General features: G+C 69.9%; 18 protein-coding genes. 7 read left to right on the top strand and 11 right to left on the bottom strand.

The genetic code is table 11. The features are described 5' to 3' along the window. Nucleotides 1-19: 19 nt before the first annotated feature. A complete protein-coding gene (gene asd / locus AC1DB8_RS02510; protein ID WP_441416995.1) occupies nucleotides 20-1,162 on the top strand; it encodes an aspartate-semialdehyde dehydrogenase in 1,143 nt (380 codons plus the stop codon). Between the two features lie 15 nt (nucleotides 1,163-1,177). On the opposite strand, the gene AC1DB8_RS02505 is transcribed toward asd, so the two are convergent. Continuing rightward, nucleotides 1,178-2,293, bottom strand: a complete 1,116-nt coding sequence (locus AC1DB8_RS02505; RefSeq protein WP_476892098.1) for a winged helix DNA-binding domain-containing protein — start codon at nucleotides 2,291-2,293, stop codon at nucleotides 1,178-1,180. Between the two features lie 109 nt (nucleotides 2,294-2,402). Between AC1DB8_RS02505 and AC1DB8_RS02500 the strand changes: the two genes are divergently transcribed. Then, a complete protein-coding gene (locus AC1DB8_RS02500) occupies nucleotides 2,403-2,888 on the top strand; it encodes a hypothetical protein (RefSeq protein WP_476892097.1) in 486 nt (161 codons plus the stop codon). A 37-nt stretch (nucleotides 2,889-2,925) separates the two neighbouring features. Next, on the top strand, nucleotides 2,926-3,408 hold the full coding sequence (locus AC1DB8_RS02495; protein WP_476892096.1) for a hypothetical protein: 483 nt from the start codon (nucleotides 2,926-2,928) through the stop codon (nucleotides 3,406-3,408). Nucleotide 3,409: 1 nt separating this feature from the next. On the opposite strand, the gene AC1DB8_RS02490 is transcribed toward AC1DB8_RS02495, so the two are convergent. From AC1DB8_RS02490 to AC1DB8_RS02475, 4 genes are read right to left on the bottom strand one after another with little or no spacing between them, the layout of a single operon-like run. Continuing rightward, nucleotides 3,410-4,477 (bottom strand): UDP-N-acetylmuramate dehydrogenase, encoded by a 1,068-nt coding sequence (locus AC1DB8_RS02490; RefSeq protein WP_476892095.1) that lies wholly within the window; start codon nucleotides 4,475-4,477, stop codon nucleotides 3,410-3,412. A gap of 53 nt (nucleotides 4,478-4,530) precedes the next feature. Beyond that, a complete protein-coding gene (locus AC1DB8_RS02485) occupies nucleotides 4,531-5,808 on the bottom strand; it encodes an MFS transporter (RefSeq protein ID WP_441416991.1) in 1,278 nt (425 codons plus the stop codon). A 15-nt stretch (nucleotides 5,809-5,823) separates the two neighbouring features. Next, nucleotides 5,824-6,261: a MaoC family dehydratase gene (locus tag AC1DB8_RS02480; protein WP_441416990.1), complete on the bottom strand. Its 438-nt coding sequence runs from the start codon at nucleotides 6,259-6,261 to the stop codon at nucleotides 5,824-5,826. A 3-nt stretch (nucleotides 6,262-6,264) separates the two neighbouring features. Beyond that, a complete protein-coding gene (locus AC1DB8_RS02475; RefSeq protein ID WP_441416989.1) occupies nucleotides 6,265-6,735 on the bottom strand; it encodes an FAS1-like dehydratase domain-containing protein in 471 nt (156 codons plus the stop codon). Nucleotides 6,736-6,884: 149 nt separating this feature from the next. On the opposite strand from AC1DB8_RS02475, the gene AC1DB8_RS02470 reads away from it, so the two are divergent. Together AC1DB8_RS02470 and AC1DB8_RS02465 are read left to right on the top strand one after the other, a co-directional pair. Continuing rightward, complete coding sequence (locus AC1DB8_RS02470) at nucleotides 6,885-7,262, top strand: ArsR/SmtB family transcription factor (RefSeq protein WP_441416988.1); 378 nt, start codon at nucleotides 6,885-6,887, stop codon at nucleotides 7,260-7,262. Next, nucleotides 7,259-8,947, top strand: a complete 1,689-nt coding sequence (locus tag AC1DB8_RS02465; protein WP_476892094.1) for a SulP family inorganic anion transporter — start codon at nucleotides 7,259-7,261, stop codon at nucleotides 8,945-8,947. Before AC1DB8_RS02470 ends, AC1DB8_RS02465 begins: the two co-directional genes overlap by 4 nt. On the opposite strand, the gene AC1DB8_RS02460 is transcribed toward AC1DB8_RS02465, so the two are convergent. From AC1DB8_RS02460 to AC1DB8_RS02440, 5 genes are all read right to left on the bottom strand, one after another. Beyond that, nucleotides 8,937-9,161, bottom strand: coding sequence for a DUF3188 domain-containing protein (locus AC1DB8_RS02460; RefSeq protein WP_441416986.1), 225 nt, complete (start codon nucleotides 9,159-9,161; stop codon nucleotides 8,937-8,939). The genes AC1DB8_RS02465 and AC1DB8_RS02460 overlap by 11 nt on opposite strands. Before the next feature lie 52 nt (nucleotides 9,162-9,213). Further along, the gene (locus AC1DB8_RS02455; protein ID WP_441416985.1) at nucleotides 9,214-10,164 is read right to left on the bottom strand and encodes a DUF2797 domain-containing protein; all 951 of its coding nucleotides are present in this window, start codon (nucleotides 10,162-10,164) and stop codon (nucleotides 9,214-9,216) included. A gap of 29 nt (nucleotides 10,165-10,193) precedes the next feature. Beyond that, the gene (locus tag AC1DB8_RS02450; protein ID WP_441416984.1) at nucleotides 10,194-11,057 is read right to left on the bottom strand and encodes an HpcH/HpaI aldolase/citrate lyase family protein; all 864 of its coding nucleotides are present in this window, start codon (nucleotides 11,055-11,057) and stop codon (nucleotides 10,194-10,196) included. A gap of 185 nt (nucleotides 11,058-11,242) precedes the next feature. Then, nucleotides 11,243-12,220, bottom strand: a complete 978-nt coding sequence (locus AC1DB8_RS02445) for an aldo/keto reductase (RefSeq protein ID WP_476892093.1) — start codon at nucleotides 12,218-12,220, stop codon at nucleotides 11,243-11,245. Next, the gene (locus AC1DB8_RS02440) at nucleotides 12,217-13,923 is read right to left on the bottom strand and encodes a glycoside hydrolase family 13 protein (protein ID WP_476892092.1); all 1,707 of its coding nucleotides are present in this window, start codon (nucleotides 13,921-13,923) and stop codon (nucleotides 12,217-12,219) included. The genes AC1DB8_RS02445 and AC1DB8_RS02440 overlap by 4 nt, the downstream gene beginning before the upstream one ends. A 73-nt stretch (nucleotides 13,924-13,996) precedes the next feature. On the opposite strand from AC1DB8_RS02440, the gene AC1DB8_RS02435 reads away from it, so the two are divergent. After that, entirely contained in the window at nucleotides 13,997-15,226 is a 1,230-nt protein-coding gene (locus AC1DB8_RS02435) for an ROK family protein (RefSeq protein ID WP_476892091.1), read from the top strand. 191 nt (nucleotides 15,227-15,417) lie between these two features. Next, nucleotides 15,418-18,276: a M43 family zinc metalloprotease gene (locus AC1DB8_RS02430; protein ID WP_476892090.1), complete on the top strand. Its 2,859-nt coding sequence runs from the start codon at nucleotides 15,418-15,420 to the stop codon at nucleotides 18,274-18,276. Nucleotides 18,277-18,300: 24 nt separating this feature from the next. Here AC1DB8_RS02430 and AC1DB8_RS02425 read toward each other — a convergent pair whose 3' ends face one another. Next, a complete protein-coding gene (locus tag AC1DB8_RS02425) occupies nucleotides 18,301-19,872 on the bottom strand; it encodes a Na+/H+ antiporter (protein WP_476892089.1) in 1,572 nt (523 codons plus the stop codon). Between the last annotated feature and the right edge of the window lie 113 nt (nucleotides 19,873-19,985).

Raw genomic sequence — 19,985 nt, 5'->3', positions numbered from 1 at the left:
CAAAGTCTAAACTGGCCCAATGACTACAGCAGCTACCCCGTCCGTCGGACTGGTCGGTTGGCGTGGCATGGTCGGCTCCGTCCTGATGCAGCGTATGCAGGACGAGGGCGACTTCGCCAACATCAACCCGGTCTTCTTCTCCACCTCGAACGCCGGAGGTGCCGCCCCGGCCATCGCCGGTGCGGCGGCAGGCGCTGCCGGCAAGCTCGAGGACGCGTTCGACGTCGAGACGCTGGCGAAGCTGCCGATCATTGTGACCGCCCAGGGCGGCGACTACACCAAGCGGGTGCACGGCGAGCTGCGCAGCCGCGGCTGGGACGGCCTGTGGATCGACGCCGCTTCCACCCTCCGCATGAACGACGACTCGATCATCGTGCTGGACCCGATCAACCGCGACGTCATCGACGCCGGCCTCTCCGGCGGCGTGAAGGACTACATCGGCGGCAACTGCACGGTCTCCTGCATGCTGATGGGCCTCGGCGGCCTGTTCAAGAACGGCCTCGTCGAATGGGGCACCTCGATGACCTACCAGGCCGCGTCCGGAGGTGGTGCCCGGCACATGCGTGAACTGCTGAGCCAGTTCGGCACGCTGAACGCCGAGGTCAGCAGCGAACTGGACGACCCGGCGTCGGCGATCCTGGAGATCGACCGCAAGGTCCTGGCCCACCAGCGCACCGACATCGACGCCACCCAGTTCGGTGTGCCGCTGGCGGGCTCCCTGATCCCCTGGATCGACGCGGACCTCGGCAACGGCCAGTCGAAGGAAGAGTGGAAGGCCGGGGTGGAAACCAACAAGATCCTGGGCACCACCGGCGCGGACCGCGTCATCATGGACGGCCTGTGCGTCCGGATCGGCGCCATGCGCTCCCACTCCCAGGCGCTCACGCTCAAGCTCCGCGAAGACCTCTCCGTCCCCGAGATTGAGAAGCTCCTGGACGCGGACAACGAATGGGCCACCGTGGTGCCCAACACCAAGGAAGCCTCGATGGCGGACCTGACCCCGGTGGCGGCGTCCGGCACCCTGGATATCCCGGTGGGCCGCATCCGCAAGCTCGAAATGGGCCCGGAGTACATCAGCGCGTTCACCGTCGGCGACCAGCTCCTCTGGGGCGCCGCGGAGCCGCTGCGGCGCATGCTCAAGATCGCCACCGGCACGCTCTAGGAACTGCGGGTCCGGTCAGGTTCGGTCGAGGCCGAGGAACCGGCGGTACTTCGCGGCCTGCAGCTCAAAGGATTTCCGAGCCGCAGGCCGCAGCCCGTTAACGCCGTCGAACGGTTCGGGCACGACGGCGCCGGACCGGCCGTTGCCGGGCGCCGCCCAGGTCCCGACCACGGCGCCCCCGGCCACGATCGTCTTCTTGAACACGCCGTTGCCGCCGGGGACGATCTTGTCCGCGTGCTGCGCGTGCAGCGCGATGGACCGGTCGGTGTAGCCCAGGAGGAACTCGTCGAATCCCGGCAGCGCCAGCACGGTGCGCTGGCCGGGGACGGCGCAGTCGAGCAGGGCCGCCGTCTGCGGGGAGAGCCAGTAGGTTTTTCCGTCAAATTCCAGCTCCGCCAGCCGGTCGCGCACGTCCGCCAGCGCAGCCCGGACCTCGGTCAGCGGGACGCCGGACCACCAGGCGAAGTCACGTTCGGTGGCAGGGCCGTGGCTGTAGAGGTAGCGCAGCAGCCACTCGGCGATCCCTTCCTCGCGTCCCAGCCGCCGCGAGTCCTTGATCCAGTCGTCAAACGCCACCACCAGCTGCTGGTTGCCGGCGAGCGGGCCCAGCACCAGCAGGCCGCGCTGGCACAGGGTCCCCAGGAGATGGATGCCGCGCTGGCCTGCCGTGGACTGGCCGGCTTGTTCGAAGGCCTGGAACAGCTCCGCCCGGCTGGCTGCTGCCCCGCCGGCGACCCGCTGCAGGGCGGCATCCGCGGCGGCGTCGACGTCCGCGGCAGAGATGCCCAGTTCCCGGTGCCGCCCCGCCAGGCCTTTGATGAGGCGGGCGGAGGTGATGTCCAGGACCCATTTCAAGTCCTCGGGCGCCAACAGGTGCAGCGTGCCGCGCATCGGCCAGGACCGGACGATTTCGCCGCGGTCCAGCGAAGCGCGGACATCGGCCGCGCGGGAGCCCGGCACGCGCTGTCCCACCGCCCACAGCGCAGCCTGGAGGTCCTGCGCCTGCATGGCGGTCATGCCCCGGACGGCGCCGGGAACAGACTCGAAAGCCGGGCCGGCAAGCCCTTGGGAGACCAAGCGGAGCCGGCCCATGACGCTCCGGCTCAGACGCGTGCGCACCACTGCTGCCATGACAACATCCTAGGCCGGGCTCAGCCGCCCCGGTGGAATCCGGCCGGTGCGCGGCCACCGCCCGGTCCTCTCCCAGCCTGCGTCCAGCCGGCTTCATTACCGTGGATGCATGACTTTGGGTGATGTGTGGCCTCTCCTGCGGCCCCTGTGCAGGAGGCTGGCCCTGCTGGGCTGGGCCTCCAGCGCGGCCGGCATGGCGGCAGGCCTGGCCGTCGCCATCGCCAGCGGCACCCGTCTCTCCCCCATGATGACAACGTTCCAGACGGTGTCCGCCGCGTCCATGGCGGTAGCCGTGGTCAGCTTTGTCACGGCTGCGATGATCCAGCCGCGGTCTCCGGCGTTGCAGAACGCCGACCGCGGGGAAGCCGACCCGGATCCCGGCGCGGAGTTTCCCGCCACGGTGCACAGTTTCCTCCTCGGTTCGCTGGCACTGCTGGCCGGGGCGGTGGCTTTCGCCTGCGCCGGGCTCCTGCTGCGGAGCGGGCCCAGCGCCCAGTCCGTGGCGTTCTGCCAGGTCTTCCTGCTGGGCGCCGCGGCGTCCGGCTTCACCTTCATGCTCTTCAGCAAGGTGGTCCCCCGCCGCGGGAGGAGCTAGTCCACAAGCACCGGACAGCCTCCGCTAGGCTGGCCGGATGACTTTGGGGAGTTTACTGAAAGTGCTGGACCGGGGCCGGCTCCGCTGGATGCTGCTGGCAAGCTTGGCTGTGCTGGCCGGAACTGCATCGATGGCGGGGGCCCTCCTCAGCCAGGCGACGGGCAAGGACGCCGAGCCTTACCTGACGGGTGGAGTCCTGGGACTAGCGGCCGGCTACGCAGTGTCAACCTTGGGAGCCCTCGCGGCAAGCAGCCTGGGAGTCAGGGTACGGCTGCTGCGCGACTGGGGCCGGTACCCGGCTGTCGTCCGGCTCGCGGTGGTGCTGACGGCCGTGGGGGCCCTGGCGTCTGCGGCATCCATGCTCATGTCGGCGACCGGCGTGCTCGGCCCACTGCGGCCCACGAGCCTGGCATCGGCCTTTTTCTATCCGACCATGGCCACTCTGGGTTGGGCCCAGGCGCTGGCCGCAGCGGCACTGCGCCAATCGGCCTCCGCCGTCAAGGCCTCCGTCGGCCCCTGACTTAGAGCTCGACGCCGATCAGCAGCGGCTCGGGGTGCAGCTCAATACCGAAGCGTTCGACGACGCCGCGGCGCACCTCGCGGGCAACCGCCAGGAGATCTGCCGCGCTGGCGCCGCCCCGGTTGGTGATGGCCAGGGTGTGCTTGGTCGACAGCGAGGCCCGGCCGCCGGAGACGCTGCCCGGCTCAAGCCCGAAGCCCTTTCCGTAGCCGGCATGGTCGATCAGCCAGGCCGCGGAGAGCTTGGTCAGGCCCTCGGCGCCGCCCGGGTAGCGGGGGGCATCCTCGGGCAGCCCCGCGGCAACCTCGACGGGCACGATCGGGTTCGTGAAGAAGGATCCGGTGGAGTACGTATCCCGGTCCGCCGCATCCAGCACCATGCCCTTGGAGGCCCGGAGCCGGAGCACCTCGCGCCGGACGTCGTTGGAGTAGGCCCGCTGGCCGGTCTCGACGCCGAGAGCCCGGGCCAGTTCGGCGTAGCGGATCGGAGCGCTCATCCGGCCCAGCGGCAGCTGGAATTCGACCGTGAGCACCACGTACCGCGGAGAGCCGTTGGTGGTGGTCTGTTTCAGCACGGAGTCCCGGTAGCCGAACTTGAGCTCCGAATTGGTGAACGTCTGGACGGCATTGCGTTCCCGGTCCCAGGTGCGCACCGCGGCGATGGTTTGCGAGACGTCGGAGCCGTAGGCTCCGACGTTCTGCACCGGCGTCGCGCCGGTGGCGCCGGGGATCCCGGACAGGGCCTCTACGCCCGACCAGGCATGCTTGACGGCATGCTCCACGAGGGCGTCCCAGTTGTGCCCGGCCTGGACCACGACGGCGACTCCGCCGCAGGAATCCTCAGCATTGACGGTGAATCCTTCCGACGCGATTTTCACGACGGTTCCAGGGAAGCCTTGGTCGCCGACCAGCAGGTTGGAGCCCCCGCCGATGATCAGCAGCGGCTCGCCGGCGGCGTCGGCCGTGCGGACAGCGTCGATGATCTCCGCTTCGGTGCGGGCTTCGACGTAGTTGGCGGCGGGGCCGCCGACGCCGGCCGTGGTCAGGGCGGAAAGCAGTGTCTGGGTCACCCCACCAGCCTAGCCGGGTTCGGCGTATGCCCGGAAAGGCGGCAGGGCCGGGCCTAGGCAGCCTTGCGCGCCACCGGGGAGAGCAGGAAGCTGACGACGAGCATCACCATGACGGCCAGCAGCGAGTGCAGGATGCCGACGTGCTCGGCCAGCAGGCCGAGCAGGGGCGGTCCGCAGAGGAACGCCCCGTAGCCGATGGTGGAGACCACCGAAACGCGTGCGGCGGCCTTGACGGGGTCGTCCGCGGCGGCGGACATGCCGACCGGGAAGCCCAGCGAGGCGCCCAGCCCCCAGACGGCCAGGGCGACGTAGGCCAGCCAGGGAACCGGCGCGAAGACGAACAGGCCCAGTCCCGCCACGGCCAGCGCCGCACACCAGCGCATCACCGGGACCCGGCCGTAACGGTCCAGCACCAGGGTGCCGGCGAAACGGCCCACGGTCATGAAAGTGACGAAGAGGCCGTAGCCGGCGGCTCCGGCGGCGTCGGACTGGCCGTGCCCGTCGGCGAGCGCCAGCGCCACCCAGTCCCCCGCCGCGCCCTCGGCCAGGGCGAGGCCGAGCACCAGGACGCCGAGCAGCAGGGTCCGGCGGTCCCGCCAGGCCTGCGCGATCTGCCGTTTGTTATCCAGCGGTTCTTCCGGGCCCTGTGTGGCCTGGCTGATGATGGGCAGCGGACCGGTGGAGGGATCCTCAAAGGTGTCCGGCCCGGACGGGGTGAAATCCTTCTCGGCCTCGACCGGGGTGATGTCGGCGCGGAACCAGCTGGCGGCCGTGGCCACGGAACCGGCGACGAGCAGTCCCACGGCGGCCAGGTGCCAGAAGACCGGCACGCCGGCGCCGGCAGCCCAGGCCCCCGCGCCCGCGCCCGCGACGGTGCCCAGGCTGAACGCGCCATGCAGCCGCGGCATGATGTGCCGGCGCACCGCGCGCTCGACGGCGGCGCCTTCCACGTTGGACGCCGTGTTCCAGCTGGCCGTGCCGAGGCCAACCACCACGAGCCCAGCCGCCACCGCCAGCGGGTTGACCAGGACCGACGTCCCGAACCCGGCGAGGACCAGCCCGGCGCCCACCATGATGCTGCCGATCCGGATGGTCTGCTTGGAGCCGAAACGCAGCACGATCAGCCCGGACGCGGAGACCGAGACGAAGGAGCCCAGCGTCATGCAGAGCAGCAGCAGGCCGACGTTCCCGGGCGTGAGGTCGAGTCCGTCACGGATGGCCGGAAGCCGGGACACCCAGCTGGCGAAGGCTATCCCGCTGAAGGCATAGGCCACCACGACGGCGTTGCGCCACCGGGTCACCTCGGCGGACTGGGCCACACGGACCCTCACGGCTGGATCATTCGGTCAGGCCAGCCTGACGACGGCCTGGGCCTTCATGAGGACCTTCTGCCCGCCTGCGACGACGGTGAGGTCCACGCGGGCGGTGCCCGCGTCGGCGTCGAGCGCCCCAATGGCGCCGCTGACCTCGATCACCGCGCCGGCGTCCGGGGTACCGGTGGTGTCGGCCACCGGGACCGGCTTGCTGAAGCGGGTCTGGAAGTCGACGACGGCGGCCGGGTCACCGGCCCAGTCGGTCACGAGCTGGACGGCGGCGCCCATCGTGAACATGCCGTGGGCGATCACGCCGGGGAGGCCGACGCCGGTGGCGAAGGCCTCGTTCCAGTGGATCGGGTTGAAGTCACCGGAGGCGCCGGCGTACTTGACGAGGTCTGTGCGTGTGACCTCGATGCTTCGGCTGCCGAGGTCCTGGCCGACCGTGAGTTCTGAAAATGTGGGGGCCATGGCTTACTGTCCCTCTCCGCGGACCAGGATGGACGAGGTGGTGGTGGCGACGGCTTCACGCGGGGCGGCCGCATCGCTGCCGGCGAGGGCGAAGATCTCGGAGCGGGTGGTGATCATGGCGCCTCCCCCCATGGCGCGGACGCCGTCGACGTGCAGTTCGGCCACGAGCCGGTCCCCGGCGACGATCGGGCGGTGGTGGACGAAGCGCTGGTCGGCGTGGACCACGCGGGAGAAGTCGATGCCGGAATCCGGGTCCTCGATCAGCTGCGCGTCGGCGCGCTGCGCGACGATGATCGCGAAGGTGGGCGGGGCCACGAGGTCGCCGTGGCCCAGGGCCCTGGCGGCGTCCACGTCGAAGTGGGCGGGGTGGGTGGCTTTGACCGCGCGCGCGAACTCGCGGATCTTCTCGCGGCCGACGTCGTACACCTCTGCGGCAGGGTAACTGCGGCCCTGCAGATCCGGATTGATAGTCATGGTTCCAGCCTAGCGCCCTGCCTTCGGATGGCTTTCCCCGTTACACGGCCCCGCGGCGCTTGCACCCGAACGATATGATGGAAACATCAATTCATAAATCCACGGTGTGGGCGGTGCCCGTCCGCAGGCCAAGAGAGCGCAGGACCGCCATGATTTCCGCAGCGCAGACCCCCTTGTACGAAATCAAGGCCAACCTGTTCAAGGCCCTCGCCCACCCGGCGCGGATCCGGGTGCTGGAACTGCTGGCGGCGGCCCCGGACGGCTCGGCTCCGGTCAGCTACCTGCTGGCCGAGACCGGCCTGGAGGCCTCGCACCTGTCCCAGCACCTGGCCACGCTGCGCCGGCACCGGGTGGTGACCTCGGTCCGGACCGCCAACGCCGTGACCTACCGGCTGGCCCACCCGAAGATTGCCGAGCTGCTCGCCATTGCCCGGATCTTCCTGCTGGACAGCCTGGCGGATTCGGGCGAACAGCTCCGGCTCGCGCAGGAACTGCCGGTCGCGCACCTCCAGGGGTCCGCCTCGTGACCGCCGCGACGGCAACGACGGCGGCCCGCGGCGTCCGGGGCTACCTCGCCCGCTTCCTGCCCTCCCGCCGCGACTACGACGGGCTGCGCGGGTCGTGGCGGACGGACTTGCTCTCCGGCATCACGGTGGGCATCGTGGCCCTGCCGCTGGCCCTCGCCTTCGGGGTGAGTTCCGGGGTGGGTGCCGAGGCGGGGCTCATCACGGCAGTGGTCGCGGGACTGGTTGCCGCCGTCATGGGCGGCTCCCACGTCCAGGTTTCCGGGCCCACGGGCGCGATGGTGGTGGTCCTGGCCCCGGTGGTCGCCGCGCACGGCGCCGGCAGCATCGCCCTGGTCTCCGTGATGGCCGGGCTGCTGGTCATCATCCTCGGCGTCAGCGGCCTGGGCCGGGCGGTCGCGTTCATCCCGTGGCCCGTCGTGGAGGGCTTCACCCTGGGCATTGCCGCCATCATCTTCCTGCAGCAGGTGCCGATGGCCACCGGCACTGAGGGAGTACCGGGCCACAACACCGTGCTGGCCGCCGTCGAGAGCGCCGCCACGGCGACGGCCCCCACGGTGCTGCAGACCCTGGCTATCGTGGCGGGCGTCGCCGCGGTGATGTTCCTGCTGCCCCGGCTGAACAAGGCCATCCCCGCCAGCCTGGCCGCCGTGTTGCTGGCCACCGTGGCCGCCGAACTCCTGGACCTGCAGATCCCGCGGATCGGCTCACTGCCGCATTCCCTCGCCGCACCGTCCATGCCGGCACTGGACCCGTCGGTGCTGGGTGGCCTGCTCATGCCCGCCGTCTCCATCGCCACGCTCGCGGCCATCGAATCGCTGCTGTCCGCGCGGGTGGCCGCCGGCATGGTCGGCCCCGACGGCCGGCCCACCGGGACCTACAGCCCGGACCGCGAACTCACCGGCCAGGGCCTGGCGTCGGTAGCGGCGGGTTTCTTCGGCGGCATGCCGGCCACGGGCGCGATCGCCCGGACCGCCGTTAACGTCCGCTCCGGGGCGAAGACCCGGCTCGCGGCGATCGTCCACGCCCTCGTGCTGCTGGCCATCATCTACCTGGCGGCGGGCCTGGTGGGCAGGATCCCGCTGGCGGTCTTGGCCGGGATCCTGATGGTCACGGCCACCCGCATGGTCTCACGGCAAACCGTGGCGGCGGTGATGCGCTCCACCCGGGCCGATGCCTTCGTCTTTGTCCTGACAGCACTGATCACCGTCGCGTTCGACCTGATCGTGGCGATCGAGATCGGGCTGGTCGCGGCGGCGGTGTTCACGCTGCGCAAGTTCGCCTCGCTCAGCGGGGTGCAGCGCGAAGACATCCCGGGCCCGGCTGTACCCGGTGACAGGCACATCGCCATCTTCCGGCTCGACGGCGCCATGTTCTTCGGGGCTGCGGAACGGGTCCTGCAGGAGATCAGCCGGGTCAAGGACATCCAGGTCGCGATCATCCGGCTCTCGCAGGTGCGGATGCTCGACGCGACCGGGGCCCACACGCTGGTGGACGTCATCTCGGCGCTGGAGCTGCGCGGAGTCACGGTGCTGCTCAAGGGCGTCCAGCCTCAGCATCTGGACCTGGTGACCAATGTCGGCGTGATCCGCTCGCTGCGGCACCACAAGCATTTGTTCGCCAGCCTGCCGGACGCCGTGGAGCACGCCCGCAGCCACGTGGTGCGGAACGCCGCCGCTAGCGCTTGAGGTTTTTCCGGATTGTCTGGCCGCGGACCACGATCCCGGCGATGTGCAGGATGAGACCGACGCCGATGACGGCCAGCGAGGCCAGGGCCAGGCCTTGGTTGCCCGTGTTGTTGCCGACCAGATTGAGGATGATGCCTGTGGCGATCAGGCCCATGGCGCTGAAGACGAGCACCTTGTAGGTGGTTGACGCGGTGGCCCAGAATTCGTTCAGCACCGTGCCAGTCTACCGGGGACCCCTGCACCCGCCGTCGTGGGCGGACCCGGGCTCAGAACAATGCCTCCTGGACAGCGGGGACCTCGGAGCCGTGGTCGCCAAGCTCGATGGTCCGCGCTTTCAGCTCGCCGAGGTTGACGACGAATTCAAGGTCGGCGCCGTCGAGCCTGGCCAGCGCGACGCTGCCGCTCAGCGACGCGAGCCGGAAGCCGTGGGCGTCCGAGCCGAGGTCGTGGGGGTAGGCGTGCCGGGCGCCCGGGGTGCAGGCCGCGTCGGCCAGCGCGGGACGCAGCCACCGTTCGTCCACGACCTCAAAGCCGTCCGTATTGGCACCGCCCAGCAGGTTCCGGACTCCGGCTGCGAGCCGGCTGTTGAGGGCCTCCAGTGCTGCGGCGGGCGGCGGCGCGGTGAGCCCGGCGGCCTTCGCCGCCGAGCGGACCTGCTGCGGCAGCCCGGCGTCGCGCGTGACCAGATCCTCCAGCACCCTGACCACCCGCCCGTCGTCGGCGCGGGCGACGTAGCGGGCCACGACGGCACCCTGCTCGGCAAGCCGGTGCCACTTGCGCAGGTTCGAGGCGGTGCCCACCTTGCTGGCGCCATTGGCGAAAGTCGCGACATAAAGCCAGTGCGGCTGCATCAGGTAGGCGCGCAGCCCCGGCGGGACCCGGCCGCCGCGGTGGAAGTCATGGATCAGCCGCGAATCGTCGACGGCGAAGCACGGCCCGCACTGCTTTCCTCGGGCGGCCGGGGCACGGTCCGGGCAGACCATGTGGTCCCGGTCCGCGGGTCCGTGCACTTTGTGGTGGCCCAGGCAGTGCTTCCCCCGCGAGGCGAGCCGGAAACCGAGGCGCGTACCGGCGTCGAGCACCAGTTCGGTGAACGCACCCGCGGGGTCCTGCAACCGCAGGACGGCCCGGCCGGCGTCGGGCTGGCCAGGAACCGGCGAGGCCGGCTGCAGACCATCCCAAAAGACCCCGTGGACCAGATAGCGGGTATCGGTCACGGGGTCTCCTTGCTTGGGCCGGGAACCGGCTACAGTGCCGGCTGCACCCCAAAGGCTACAGCGAGCTTCATGATCTTTTCGGCTCGGCCCAGGCGCGGCAGGTCGGAGCCGTCCCGGATGACGCGGCCGTTGGCCTCGAAGTCGGCCATGAAGTCGGTGGCCCAGGCGACGTCGGACGGCGTCGGGCTGATGACCTCATTGATGACGCTGGTCTGGTCGATCGCGAGGCAGAGCTTGCCGGTCATGCCCATCATCACGGTGATGCCGGTCTGCTCGCGCAGGATCGGGTGGTTGGTGCCGACGGTGGGGCCGTCGATCGGCCCGGGCAGGTTGCCGACGCGACTGGCGACGACGAGCTTGGCGCGCGGGTAGGCCATGGCCTCCGGGGTGGCGGCCATGCCGGTGTCGCGGCGGAAGTCACCGGAGCCGAAGGCCAGCCGGAACGCGCCCTGGGCCTTGGCGATGTGGTTGGCTTCCTCGATGCCGACGGCGGACTCGACCAGCGGGATGACCGGGGTCTTGCCGTCCATGCGGTGGTAGCTCTCGGTGACCTGGTCCGCGGACTCGGTCTTGGCGAGCATCACGCCCAGCAGTCCCGGAGTGCCGCGCAGGCCGGCGAGGTCATCGGCCCAGAAGGGGCTCGTGGCGTCGTTGATCCGGACCCAGGCGCTGCCGCCGGCGGTCAGCCAGTCCACAACGTGCTCGCGGGCGGCATCCTTCTGCGAGGGATCCACCGCGTCTTCGATGTCCAGGATGATGGCGTCCGCGCGGGACTCCGCCGACTGGCCGAAGAGTTCCGGCTTCATGGCGTTGACCAGCAGCCAGGAGCGGGCGATTTCGGCCGGGACATTGCGCTGGGGCCGGACGATCCCGGCGGTGGTGGTAGAGGTCATGCCTCTACGCTAGCCGCCCGGGGCCGCCCGCCGCCAAGTAATACCCCTGTTTAGGGCGACCAATACGACCAAAATCACCCCGGCGCGCGAAACTGGCTCGCAGTTGTTGTCGTTTGAAGCGCTCATAACGACAACAACTGCGAGCCAGTTGGGCGGGCACGACGGCCGGCGCGGCCGGTGCGTGCCTAGGGGATGTTGCTGCCCCGGGCCGTGATCCAGAGCCGGTACCACTCGGTGCGCGTCATGGCCGAGGCCACCTTGGCGGCGCCGGCGCAGGCCCGGATCCGGTCCGGCTTGGCGGTGCCGATCACGGGGGCGATTCCGGCCGGGTGCTTCATCAGCCAGCCCAGCAGCACTGCCTCGCCCGTGGTGCCCTTCTCCGCGGCCAGCTCGGCGACGAGTGCCGCGGCGGCCTCCTCCGCGGCACTCGGGCTCGCCGCCGGCGCCCCGGTATAGAGCCCGCGGGAGAGCGCGCCGTAGGCCTGCAGGGTGATGCCGTGCCGGACGCAGTGCTCCACGGTACCGTGCGGGAAGCTGTAGTCCGTGCCCTCGGCGTGGTTGACCAGCACGGTGCTCTCCAGCCAGGCCCGCGCGGAGAGGCTCATTTCCAGCTGGTTGGCCACCACAGGCACCTCGAGCCGGTCCTGCAGCAGCTCGATCTGCGGGGCCGACATGTTGGAGACCCCCACCGCGCGGACCTTGCCCTCGGCCATGAGCTGCCCGACGGCGGACGCCACCTCGGCAGGGTCCAGCAACGGGTCCGGGCGGTGCAGCATCAGCACGTCCACGTAGTCCGTCCGCAGCCGGTCCAGGCTGTCGTTGACCCGGTCCAGAATGCCGTCCCGGCTCAGGTCGTAGAACGCATCGAGGCCCTCTTCGCCCAGCCGGATGCCGCATTTGGTCTGCAGCCGGACCCGTTCCCGCAAGCCGGGCGTCTGCGCCAGCACCTCGCCGAAGACCGCCTCGGACTTGCCGTTGCGGTAAATGTCGGCGTGGTCGAACAGGGTGATGCCGGCGTCCAGGGCGGCGTCGACGGCCGCGGCCGCCTCGTCCACGTGCGCGGACGAGTACGGTTCCGCCGACCAGCTGCCGCCCAGGCCCATGCAGCCATAAATCAGTTCCTGGGTGGGGAACCCTCCGGGCTTAGGGGGCGCGGAACTCACCGAAGCCAGACGGTGGTGTTGCCCGGGAGCAGCTGGCCGTCCAGCGGGCCGCTGCTGACCAGCATCTCGCCGGCGGGCAGTTCGACGGCGTCGTCCCCGAAGTTGGTGACGGACTGCCAGCCGCCGTGGCGGCGGAAGTGCAGCACGTCGGCGCGGCCGGTCTCCAGCCACTCCAGTTCCTCCGAGGTCTGCAGCTCGCGGCGCAGCTTCAGGGCCTTGCGGTAGAACTCCAGCGTGGAGCCTTCGGTCCCGTCCTGGGCTGCAACGGCGTAGCGGCTGAACCATGCCGGCTGCGGCAGGTGGGCGCCGCCGTCGCCGAAGCCAAAGGAGGAGCCTTCCGGGGCCCAGGGCAGCGGCACCCGGCACCCGTCGCGGCCGATCTCGACACCCTTGTTGCGGAAGAAGGTGGGGTCCTGGCGTTCGGCGTCGGGGATCTCAGCGACCTCCTGCAGGCCCAGCTCCTCGCCCTGGTAGAGGTACGCGGAACCGGGGAGGGCCAGCATCAGCAGGGTCGCGGCACGGGCGCGGCGCAGGCCCAGTTCGACGTCGAGTTCCTCGGCCGGGGCGCCGGCCAGCAGCCAGCCCTTGCCGTCCTGGCCCTTGGCGTGCCGTCCGCCGCCCTTGGGCAGGCCGTAGCGGGTGGCGTGCCGGACGACGTCGTGGTTGGAGAAGACCCAGGTGGAGGAGGCGCCGGACTCGGTGGCCTCGGCGAGGTTGCGGGTGATGATTTCGCGGAACTCGTCGGCGTCGAAGTCGGCCTGCAGCAGGTCGAAGTTGAAGGCCTGGCCGAGCCCCTCCGGGCTGGCGTAGCGGGCGCGGCGGGACGCGTGCACCCAGGCCTCGGCGACGGCGGTGCGCGGCGGGTTGTACTCGTTGAAGACCTCGCGCCATTCGACGTAGATCTCGTGCACCTCGTCGCGGTCCCAGAACGGGTGCGAGCCGTCGTCGAAGCCGTCGGTGCCGGAGTTGGCCTCGCTCAGCTCGACCTTGGACAACAGCGGCTCGGTGAGGTCCTTGGTCAGGGCGTGCGCGACGTCGACGCGGAAGCCGTCCACCCCGCGGTCCGACCAGAAGCGCAGGGTCTTGAGGAAGTCGTCGCGGATCTCGCGGTTGGACCAGTTCAGGTCCGGCTGTTCCTTGGCGAAGATGTGCATGTACCACTGGCCGGGGGTGCCGTCCGGCTCGGTGATGCGCTCCCAGGCCGGGCCGCCGAAGACGGACTCCCAGTCCGACGGCGGGAGCTCTCCGTTTTCGCCCTTGCCGTCGCGGAAGATGTAACGCTCGCGGGCGGCCGAGCCGCGCGGGGAGGCGAGGGCTTCCTTGAACCATTCGTGCCGGTTGGAGGAGTGGTTCGGGACGATGTCGGCGATCAACTTGATGCCTGCGGCATGCAGCGCGGCGGACATCTCGTCGAAGTCTTCCAGGGTGCCGAGCTTGGGGTCGACATCGCGGTAGTCATCGACGTCATAGCCGCCGTCGGCGAGGGCCGAGGGATAGAACGGGGAGAGCCAGACGGCGTCGATGCCGAGTTCCTTGAGGTACGGGACCTTGGCGGTGATGCCCTTGATGTCGCCCAGGCCGTCACCGTTGGAGTCGGCGAAGCTGCGCGGGTAGATCTGGTACACGGAGGCCTGGCGCCACCAGTTGGGGTCTGCGGCGAGGTCGGAACCGGACAGGGTTGCCAGCGTGGCGGTGTTCGACAAGGTGAATCCTTCGGGGCTGGGGAGCGGTGTCTGACAAAAGCGGGTCTGATAATTTAGATACAAGCTAAATCTATTGCAGGTTCAATTATGGGTCCGCACTTACAGGGAGGTCAAGATTCCGAAGCCGCAGGCAGCCGCCACCCCCCAACTGCTGCGCCGCGTCAACGCCCAGGCGGTGCTTGCCGCTATCCGGGGCACCGAGGTGGCCACCGGCACGGAACTGATGGCGGGAACCGGGCTCACCCGGGCTTCGGTGATTGCCGTCTGCGAGGACCTGATCCGGCGCGGCTGGATCCGCGAACTGGACGCCCCGCGGAAGGACGCTCCCGCCGCCGGACACCCGCAGAAGGGACGGCCTGCCCGGCGTTTCGAGCTCCGGGCGAGGGCCGGCGTCGTACTCGGCATCGACATCGGCGCCGCCACCACCACCGCGGCCGTCGCGGACCTCCGGGGCACAGTCCTGGGCCGCGCCAGCGGGAGTTTCCGTGCCGCGGACATCCCCGCCGCGGAGCGGATCGGCGTCGTCGACCGGGCCTGCCGAGAGGCGCTGGAGGCCGCCGGCGAGGCCCCGGGCAAGATTCTGGCTGTGGGTGCCGGCATTGCCGCTCCGGTGGACCGCGGCGGCAATGTGCTGGCCGCCCAGCACTTCTGGAGCCTGTTCGACGTCGGGCTCCGCTCGGCCCTGCAAGACCTCCACGGCTGGACCGTGCTGCTGGAGAACGATGCCAACCTGGCAGCACTCGGTGAACGCTGGCGTGGATCCGGCGCAGGCGTGGATGACCTCGTGGTGCTCCTGGCCGGCGAGCGGCTCGGCGCGGGCGTGCTGGAGTCCGGACGGCTGTTGCACGGCCGCGGCGGCGGCGCCGGTGAAATGGGCTTCCTGGACATGGTTGAGGGCGTCGGCTCCAGCGACGGCATCGCGAGCCTGGCCCGGCAGTGGCAGTCAGCGGGCGGCGGCCCGGCCGACGGCGGCGAAGCGAGCGCCCGGCGCGTGTTTGAGGACGCCGCCGCGGGGGACGCCGCGGCCCTCGCGATCCTGGGCCGGCTCTCGGAGCGGATGGCCCGGGTCATCGCCGCCATCGCAAGCTTGATCAACCCGGAGCAGGTGGTGATCGGCGGCGCCGTCGCGGATTCGGCCGGCGCACTGGTGCCCGGCATCACCGCCGCGCTGCCGCGTTTCACCGCCACTCCCCCGCGTGTCACGGTCTCGCCGCTGGGCGACAAGATCGTTACGGTGGGAGCCATCCGGCACGCCTTGGATTTCGTCGAGGCCAACGCCCTGGAAGTGGAACTGGCCGGCTGACGGCCGCCCAAGCAGGCCACTTTTCCAAGGAGCCGAATCTCAAGATTCGGCAACGATTGGATACCCAAGTCGAAAGTTTGACGCAGGTTTCCTTTTATTCTTCTCTCTCATCCGTAGACTGGCGTCACTCTGGTCACTTGCGGCCGTCCAGCTGACCCGTCGGCCGGGCGGCGGTCTCATGAAAGATAAACGTGAACTCTTTACGGATGAAGGCCGCGTTCTTTGCCGCGCTTGTCCTTGCCCTGGCGTCGGTCCCAACAACCGGCACGGCACCTGCACACGCTGAGCTGACGCCGGCACCTGTCGCGACCGCCACGGCAACACCGACTCCTAGCGCTCCGGCCGCGGCAACGCAGACGGCGACCGCCACCCAGACGGCAACACAGACGCCGACGGCGGCGCCCACCGCGGAAGCCCCGGCTCCGGGCGCGGACGCCGTCCAGCCGGCGCCGACCCCCTCCGCTACTGCCGGCACCAGCCCGTCCCTCACGACGGTCGAATCGCTGCCCCCGGAAAACTCGGGCGAGCCCTTTGTGGCACACACCTTTGAGAATCCGCCCCCGGCCGGCGTGAAGGGGGCACCGGCCACGGCCAGCGCGGGCATGCTGTCCACGGAGTCCTATTCGCTTGCCCGCCAGGGTGACATCAAGGTTCGCCTCGTCCTGGTCCAGTTGGCCGACAAGAAGGCCACCATCTCGCAGACAGCGGCTAAGGCCTCCATCACCACCAGCAGCAATTACTGGAAGACCATGTCCAACGGCCGCCTGTCGATGAGCGTGGCGACGGTGGAGAGCCGCACCAGCAAGGCCACCTCGACGCAGCGCTACCCGGACATGATGAACACCATCGCCACCGAGCTCAAGTGGACGCCGAATCCCTACACCGCACTCGTCGTCTTCGTGTCCACGCCCACGCTCTCCGACGGGGCGTACGGCGCAGGCTGGAGTTACAGCGGCACGAGCGGGCGGGTCATCATGCCGCTCCCGGCCACCCTGACCAACAGCGTGCTGACACACGAATTCGGGCACGTGCTGGGCCTGATGCACGCCAACAGCTTGCAGTGCGGCAGCGGCGCGCAGGACGTCGCCACCAAGTCGGACGGAACGTTCGCCGACTCCACCTGCAGCATCCGTGAATACGGCGACAGCCTGGACCTGATGGGCGTCTCCCAGACCACGCAGCCCGCCATCAGCTCGACCCTCTGGACCTATGGAGGATTCGGCCGCGGGGACGAGGTTCTCGACGCCGGGATCCTCAAGGACGTCAAGAAATTCACCTTGAAGGCCTGGGCCGGCACCGATGCCAGACGCGCCGTGAAGTTCACCGACCCGGTGAGCGGCGAAGTCTATTTCCTCGAGTTGCGCCTGCCGGTCAGCTACGACACCGCGAAGGCCGTGAACCTCAACAGCGGCGTCAAGATTGTCCAGCAACTGGGGGCGGGCTCGCTGATCCTGCTGCCCGACTCACGACCCTTCTCCGGGTACTACAACCCCAGCCAAACCTGGCAGGCCGGCCAGACCTTCAGCACCCATGCCGGCACCCGGGTGAAGATTGATTCCATCTCGGCTACCGCCGCGGCCATCACCATCACCGCCGCCAACGCCGTGACCGGAGTGTTCCGGGACGCCTGGCTGCAGGCCGGCGGGGAAACCAGCCTGGGCTACAGCACCAGCGACGTGACCTGCCCGTACGGCGCGGCGGCCACCACCACTTGCCACCAGACTTTCCAGCGCGGCGTGGTCTACAGCACCCCGGGCGTGGGCACCTATGCCGTCTCGAACACCTACATGTCCGGGTGGAAGGACGCCGGCTGGCAGCAGGGCATCGGCTACCCCACCGGGACCGCGAGCTGCGGCCTGTACGGCGGAGGCTGCTACCAGCCCTTCCAAAAGGGCAACATCTACTACTCCACAGCGTCGGGCGCCCACGCCGTCGTCGGCGTCTATTGGAATGCCTGGCGGGACGCCGGCTGGCAGCCCGGCATCGGCTACCCCACCGGAGCACCAAGCTGCGGACTCTACGGCGGCGGATGCTTCCAGCCCTTCCAGAAGGGGAACATCTACTACTCCACCGCATCCGGCGCCCACGCGGTCATCGGCGCCTACTGGAACGCCTGGCGGGAAGCCGGCTGGCAGCCCGGCATCGGCTACCCGACAGGCGAACCCGTCTGCGGGCTCGCCGGCAGCGGCTGCTCCCAGTCGTTCCAAAAGGGCAATGTCTACTTCACCACCGCCACCGGCGCCCACGCCGTGAGCGGTGTTTACGCCACAGCCTGGGCAGCGGCCGGACTCCAGCCGGGCCTCGGCTACCCGACCGGCGCACCGGCGTGCGGGTTGTACGGCGGCGGCTGCTACCAGCCCTTCCAGAAGGGGAACATCTACTACTCCTCCGCCTCCGGCGCCCACGCGGTCATCGGCGTCTACTGGAACGCCTGGCGGGAAGCCGGCTGGCAGCCCGGCATCGGCTACCCCACGGGCGAACCCGCCTGCGGGCTCGCCGGCGGCGGCTGCTCCCAGCCGTTCCAAAAGGGCAACGTCTACTACACGCCCACCACCGGCGCCCACGCCGTGAGCGGCGTCTACGCCACGGCCTGGACGGCGGCCGGACTCCAGCCTGGCATCGGCTACCCCATCGGAGCTCCCAGCTGCGGGCTCTACGGCGGCGGCTGCTACCAGCCTTTCGAAAAGTCCAACATCTACTACTCCGCCGCGTCCGGCGCCCACGCCGTCACCAGCCGGTACTTCAACTCCTGGCGTGCGGCCGGATGGCAGAAGGGCGTGGGGTACCCCACGGGCCCGGAAAAGTGCGGGTTGTGGGGCGGCGGGTGCTACCAGCCCTTCCAGACCGGCAACAGCTATTACACCGCCGCGACCGGCGCGAACATGATCGGCCAGCCCTACCGGGAAGCCTGGCGGCTGGCCGGCTGGCAGTCCGGCGGACTGGGCTACCCGCTCGGCGCAGCTGTGGCCTACAACGGCTACCGGACGGTGCCGTTCCAGGGCGGTTCCATGATCTACAGCTCGACGGGAGTCAAGGTCGTCCGTAAGTAACGGACTTACCGGTGGGCCGGTGCGTCACTCCGGCATGATCATGGTGCGCAGATCCAGCTGCCGCAGCACCCGGTCCGCGACCTCCGGGTCCATCTCGGGTTCGTTCCGGGCCGCCACAACCTCCTGACGCGCGGCGTCGAGGGCGATGGTCTGGACGGCAATGGCCAGCTCGCGGCCGCGCTTGCGTTTTTCGGTGACGCTCTCGTTCCGCAGGCTGCCGTCCAGGAGTTCGGCGTGTAGCCGGGTCATCTTCTCCTTGACCAGGGCCACCTTTTCCTGCGGCAGCTCCTTCATAAGCTCGTGGTCCTTCAGCGCCGCAATGGCCGCCTGCTGCGCGCGGGAGGCCAGCAGCCGGGCGGCGTCGCGCTCCACGGACCCGTCCTCCGAGGCCCTCAGGACCCGCATCAGCCACGGCAATGTCAGACCAGGCAGCACGAGCGTGGCCAGCAGCACGGCGCACGCAATCACCAGCAGCTCGCTGCGGGCCGGGAACGGGGTCCCGTCGGCCAGCGTGGCCGGGAGGGCCAGCGCCAGCGCCAGGGTGGCCAAGCCGCGCATGCCGCACCACGTCAGGATCAGGACCTCTTTCGTGGAGGTGGGGCGCAGCGTGTTTTTCTTGCTCCGCGCCAGGCCCGACATCATCGCCAGCCAGCCGAACCGCACGGCGAAAACCAGCACGCAGACCACGGCGGCTGTTCCGGCCATTCCGATCACCGCGGTGCCCTCGTCGTGGATGACCTGGCGGATCTCCAGGCCCACCAGCCCGAAGGCGAGGCCCGTGGCGAGCAGCTCCACCACGTCCCAGAACGCCGTGCGGGTGACCCGCTCGGCGGCCTCCTGCGGCCGTGAATGCCGCTGGATCTCCAAGGCCGTGACGACGACGGCGATCACGCCGGAGGCGTGCACCTCCTCAGCGAGGATGTAGGCGGCAAACGGGACCACTAGCGTGACCGCGCTGCGGGCCACCATCGAGTGCACCAGACGCGTGATGAGGCGCGTGAGCCAGCCCATCCCGATCCCGACGCCGACGGCAAGGGCCGCCCCGACGGCGAACTGGAGCACGACGTCGGGCCCCACCCTGCTGCCGGCAACGGAGGCCGCGACGGCCGCCTGGAAAATGACGATGGCGGCCGCGTCGTTGAACAGGCCCTCGCTCTGCAGGACCGTGATGAGCCGGCGCGGCATGTGGACCCTGCCTGCGATGGAGTCCACCGCCACGGGATCGGGCGGGGCCACCATGGCACCCAGGGCGATCGCGGCCGGGATGCCGATACCCGGGATCATGAGCCAGGCGGCGCCTGCCACGACGGCGGTGGAAACCACCACAAGCGCTACGGCGAGCATCAGCAGCGTCCGCCAGCGCACCCGGAAGACGGCCCAGGAACTGCGCTGCGCGGTCGCGAAGAGCAGCGGCGGCAGGAAGATGGGCAGGATCAGTTCCGCCGGAATGTCCACCTCCGGAAAGCCCGGGATAAACGTCAGCGACGCGGCGAGGATCAGCATCAGGACCGGGTATGGCAGGCGGAGCCGGTCGCCCAGGCCCACCGCCACCACGGTGGCCAGAAGAAGTCCGATGATGAGGGCCAGCTGGTCCATGTGCACTCTTTCCCCGGGGTGACGGCGACCAGTCCCCGGCCATCGACGCGCCAGCCGCCCCCACCACCCTATCGGGGCACTGGTTCGCCGGGGCCGGCCCGGCCGACTACCTC

The sequence above is a fragment of the Arthrobacter sp. 10N410 genome, assembly GCF_056394945.1.
This window is presented reverse-complemented; position numbering and strand designations above follow the sequence as displayed.

Bases quoted from the DNA above. Each gene is read 5' to 3' on its own strand.
- asd (WP_441416995.1), top strand. From the start codon at position 20: ATGACTACAGCAGCTACCCCGTCCGTCGGACTGGTCGGTTGGCGTGGC.
- AC1DB8_RS02505 (WP_476892098.1), bottom strand. From the start codon at position 2,293: ATGGCAGCAGTGGTGCGCACGCGTCTGAGCCGGAGCGTCATGGGCCGG.
- AC1DB8_RS02500 (WP_476892097.1), top strand. From the start codon at position 2,403: ATGACTTTGGGTGATGTGTGGCCTCTCCTGCGGCCCCTGTGCAGGAGG.
- AC1DB8_RS02495 (WP_476892096.1), top strand. From the start codon at position 2,926: ATGACTTTGGGGAGTTTACTGAAAGTGCTGGACCGGGGCCGGCTCCGC.
- AC1DB8_RS02480 (WP_441416990.1), bottom strand. From the start codon at position 6,261: ATGGCCCCCACATTTTCAGAACTCACGGTCGGCCAGGACCTCGGCAGC.
- AC1DB8_RS02475 (WP_441416989.1), bottom strand. From the start codon at position 6,735: ATGACTATCAATCCGGATCTGCAGGGCCGCAGTTACCCTGCCGCAGAG.
- AC1DB8_RS02470 (WP_441416988.1), top strand. From the start codon at position 6,885: ATGATTTCCGCAGCGCAGACCCCCTTGTACGAAATCAAGGCCAACCTG.
- AC1DB8_RS02450 (WP_441416984.1), bottom strand. From the start codon at position 11,057: ATGACCTCTACCACCACCGCCGGGATCGTCCGGCCCCAGCGCAATGTC.
- AC1DB8_RS02425 (WP_476892089.1), bottom strand. From the start codon at position 19,872: ATGGACCAGCTGGCCCTCATCATCGGACTTCTTCTGGCCACCGTGGTG.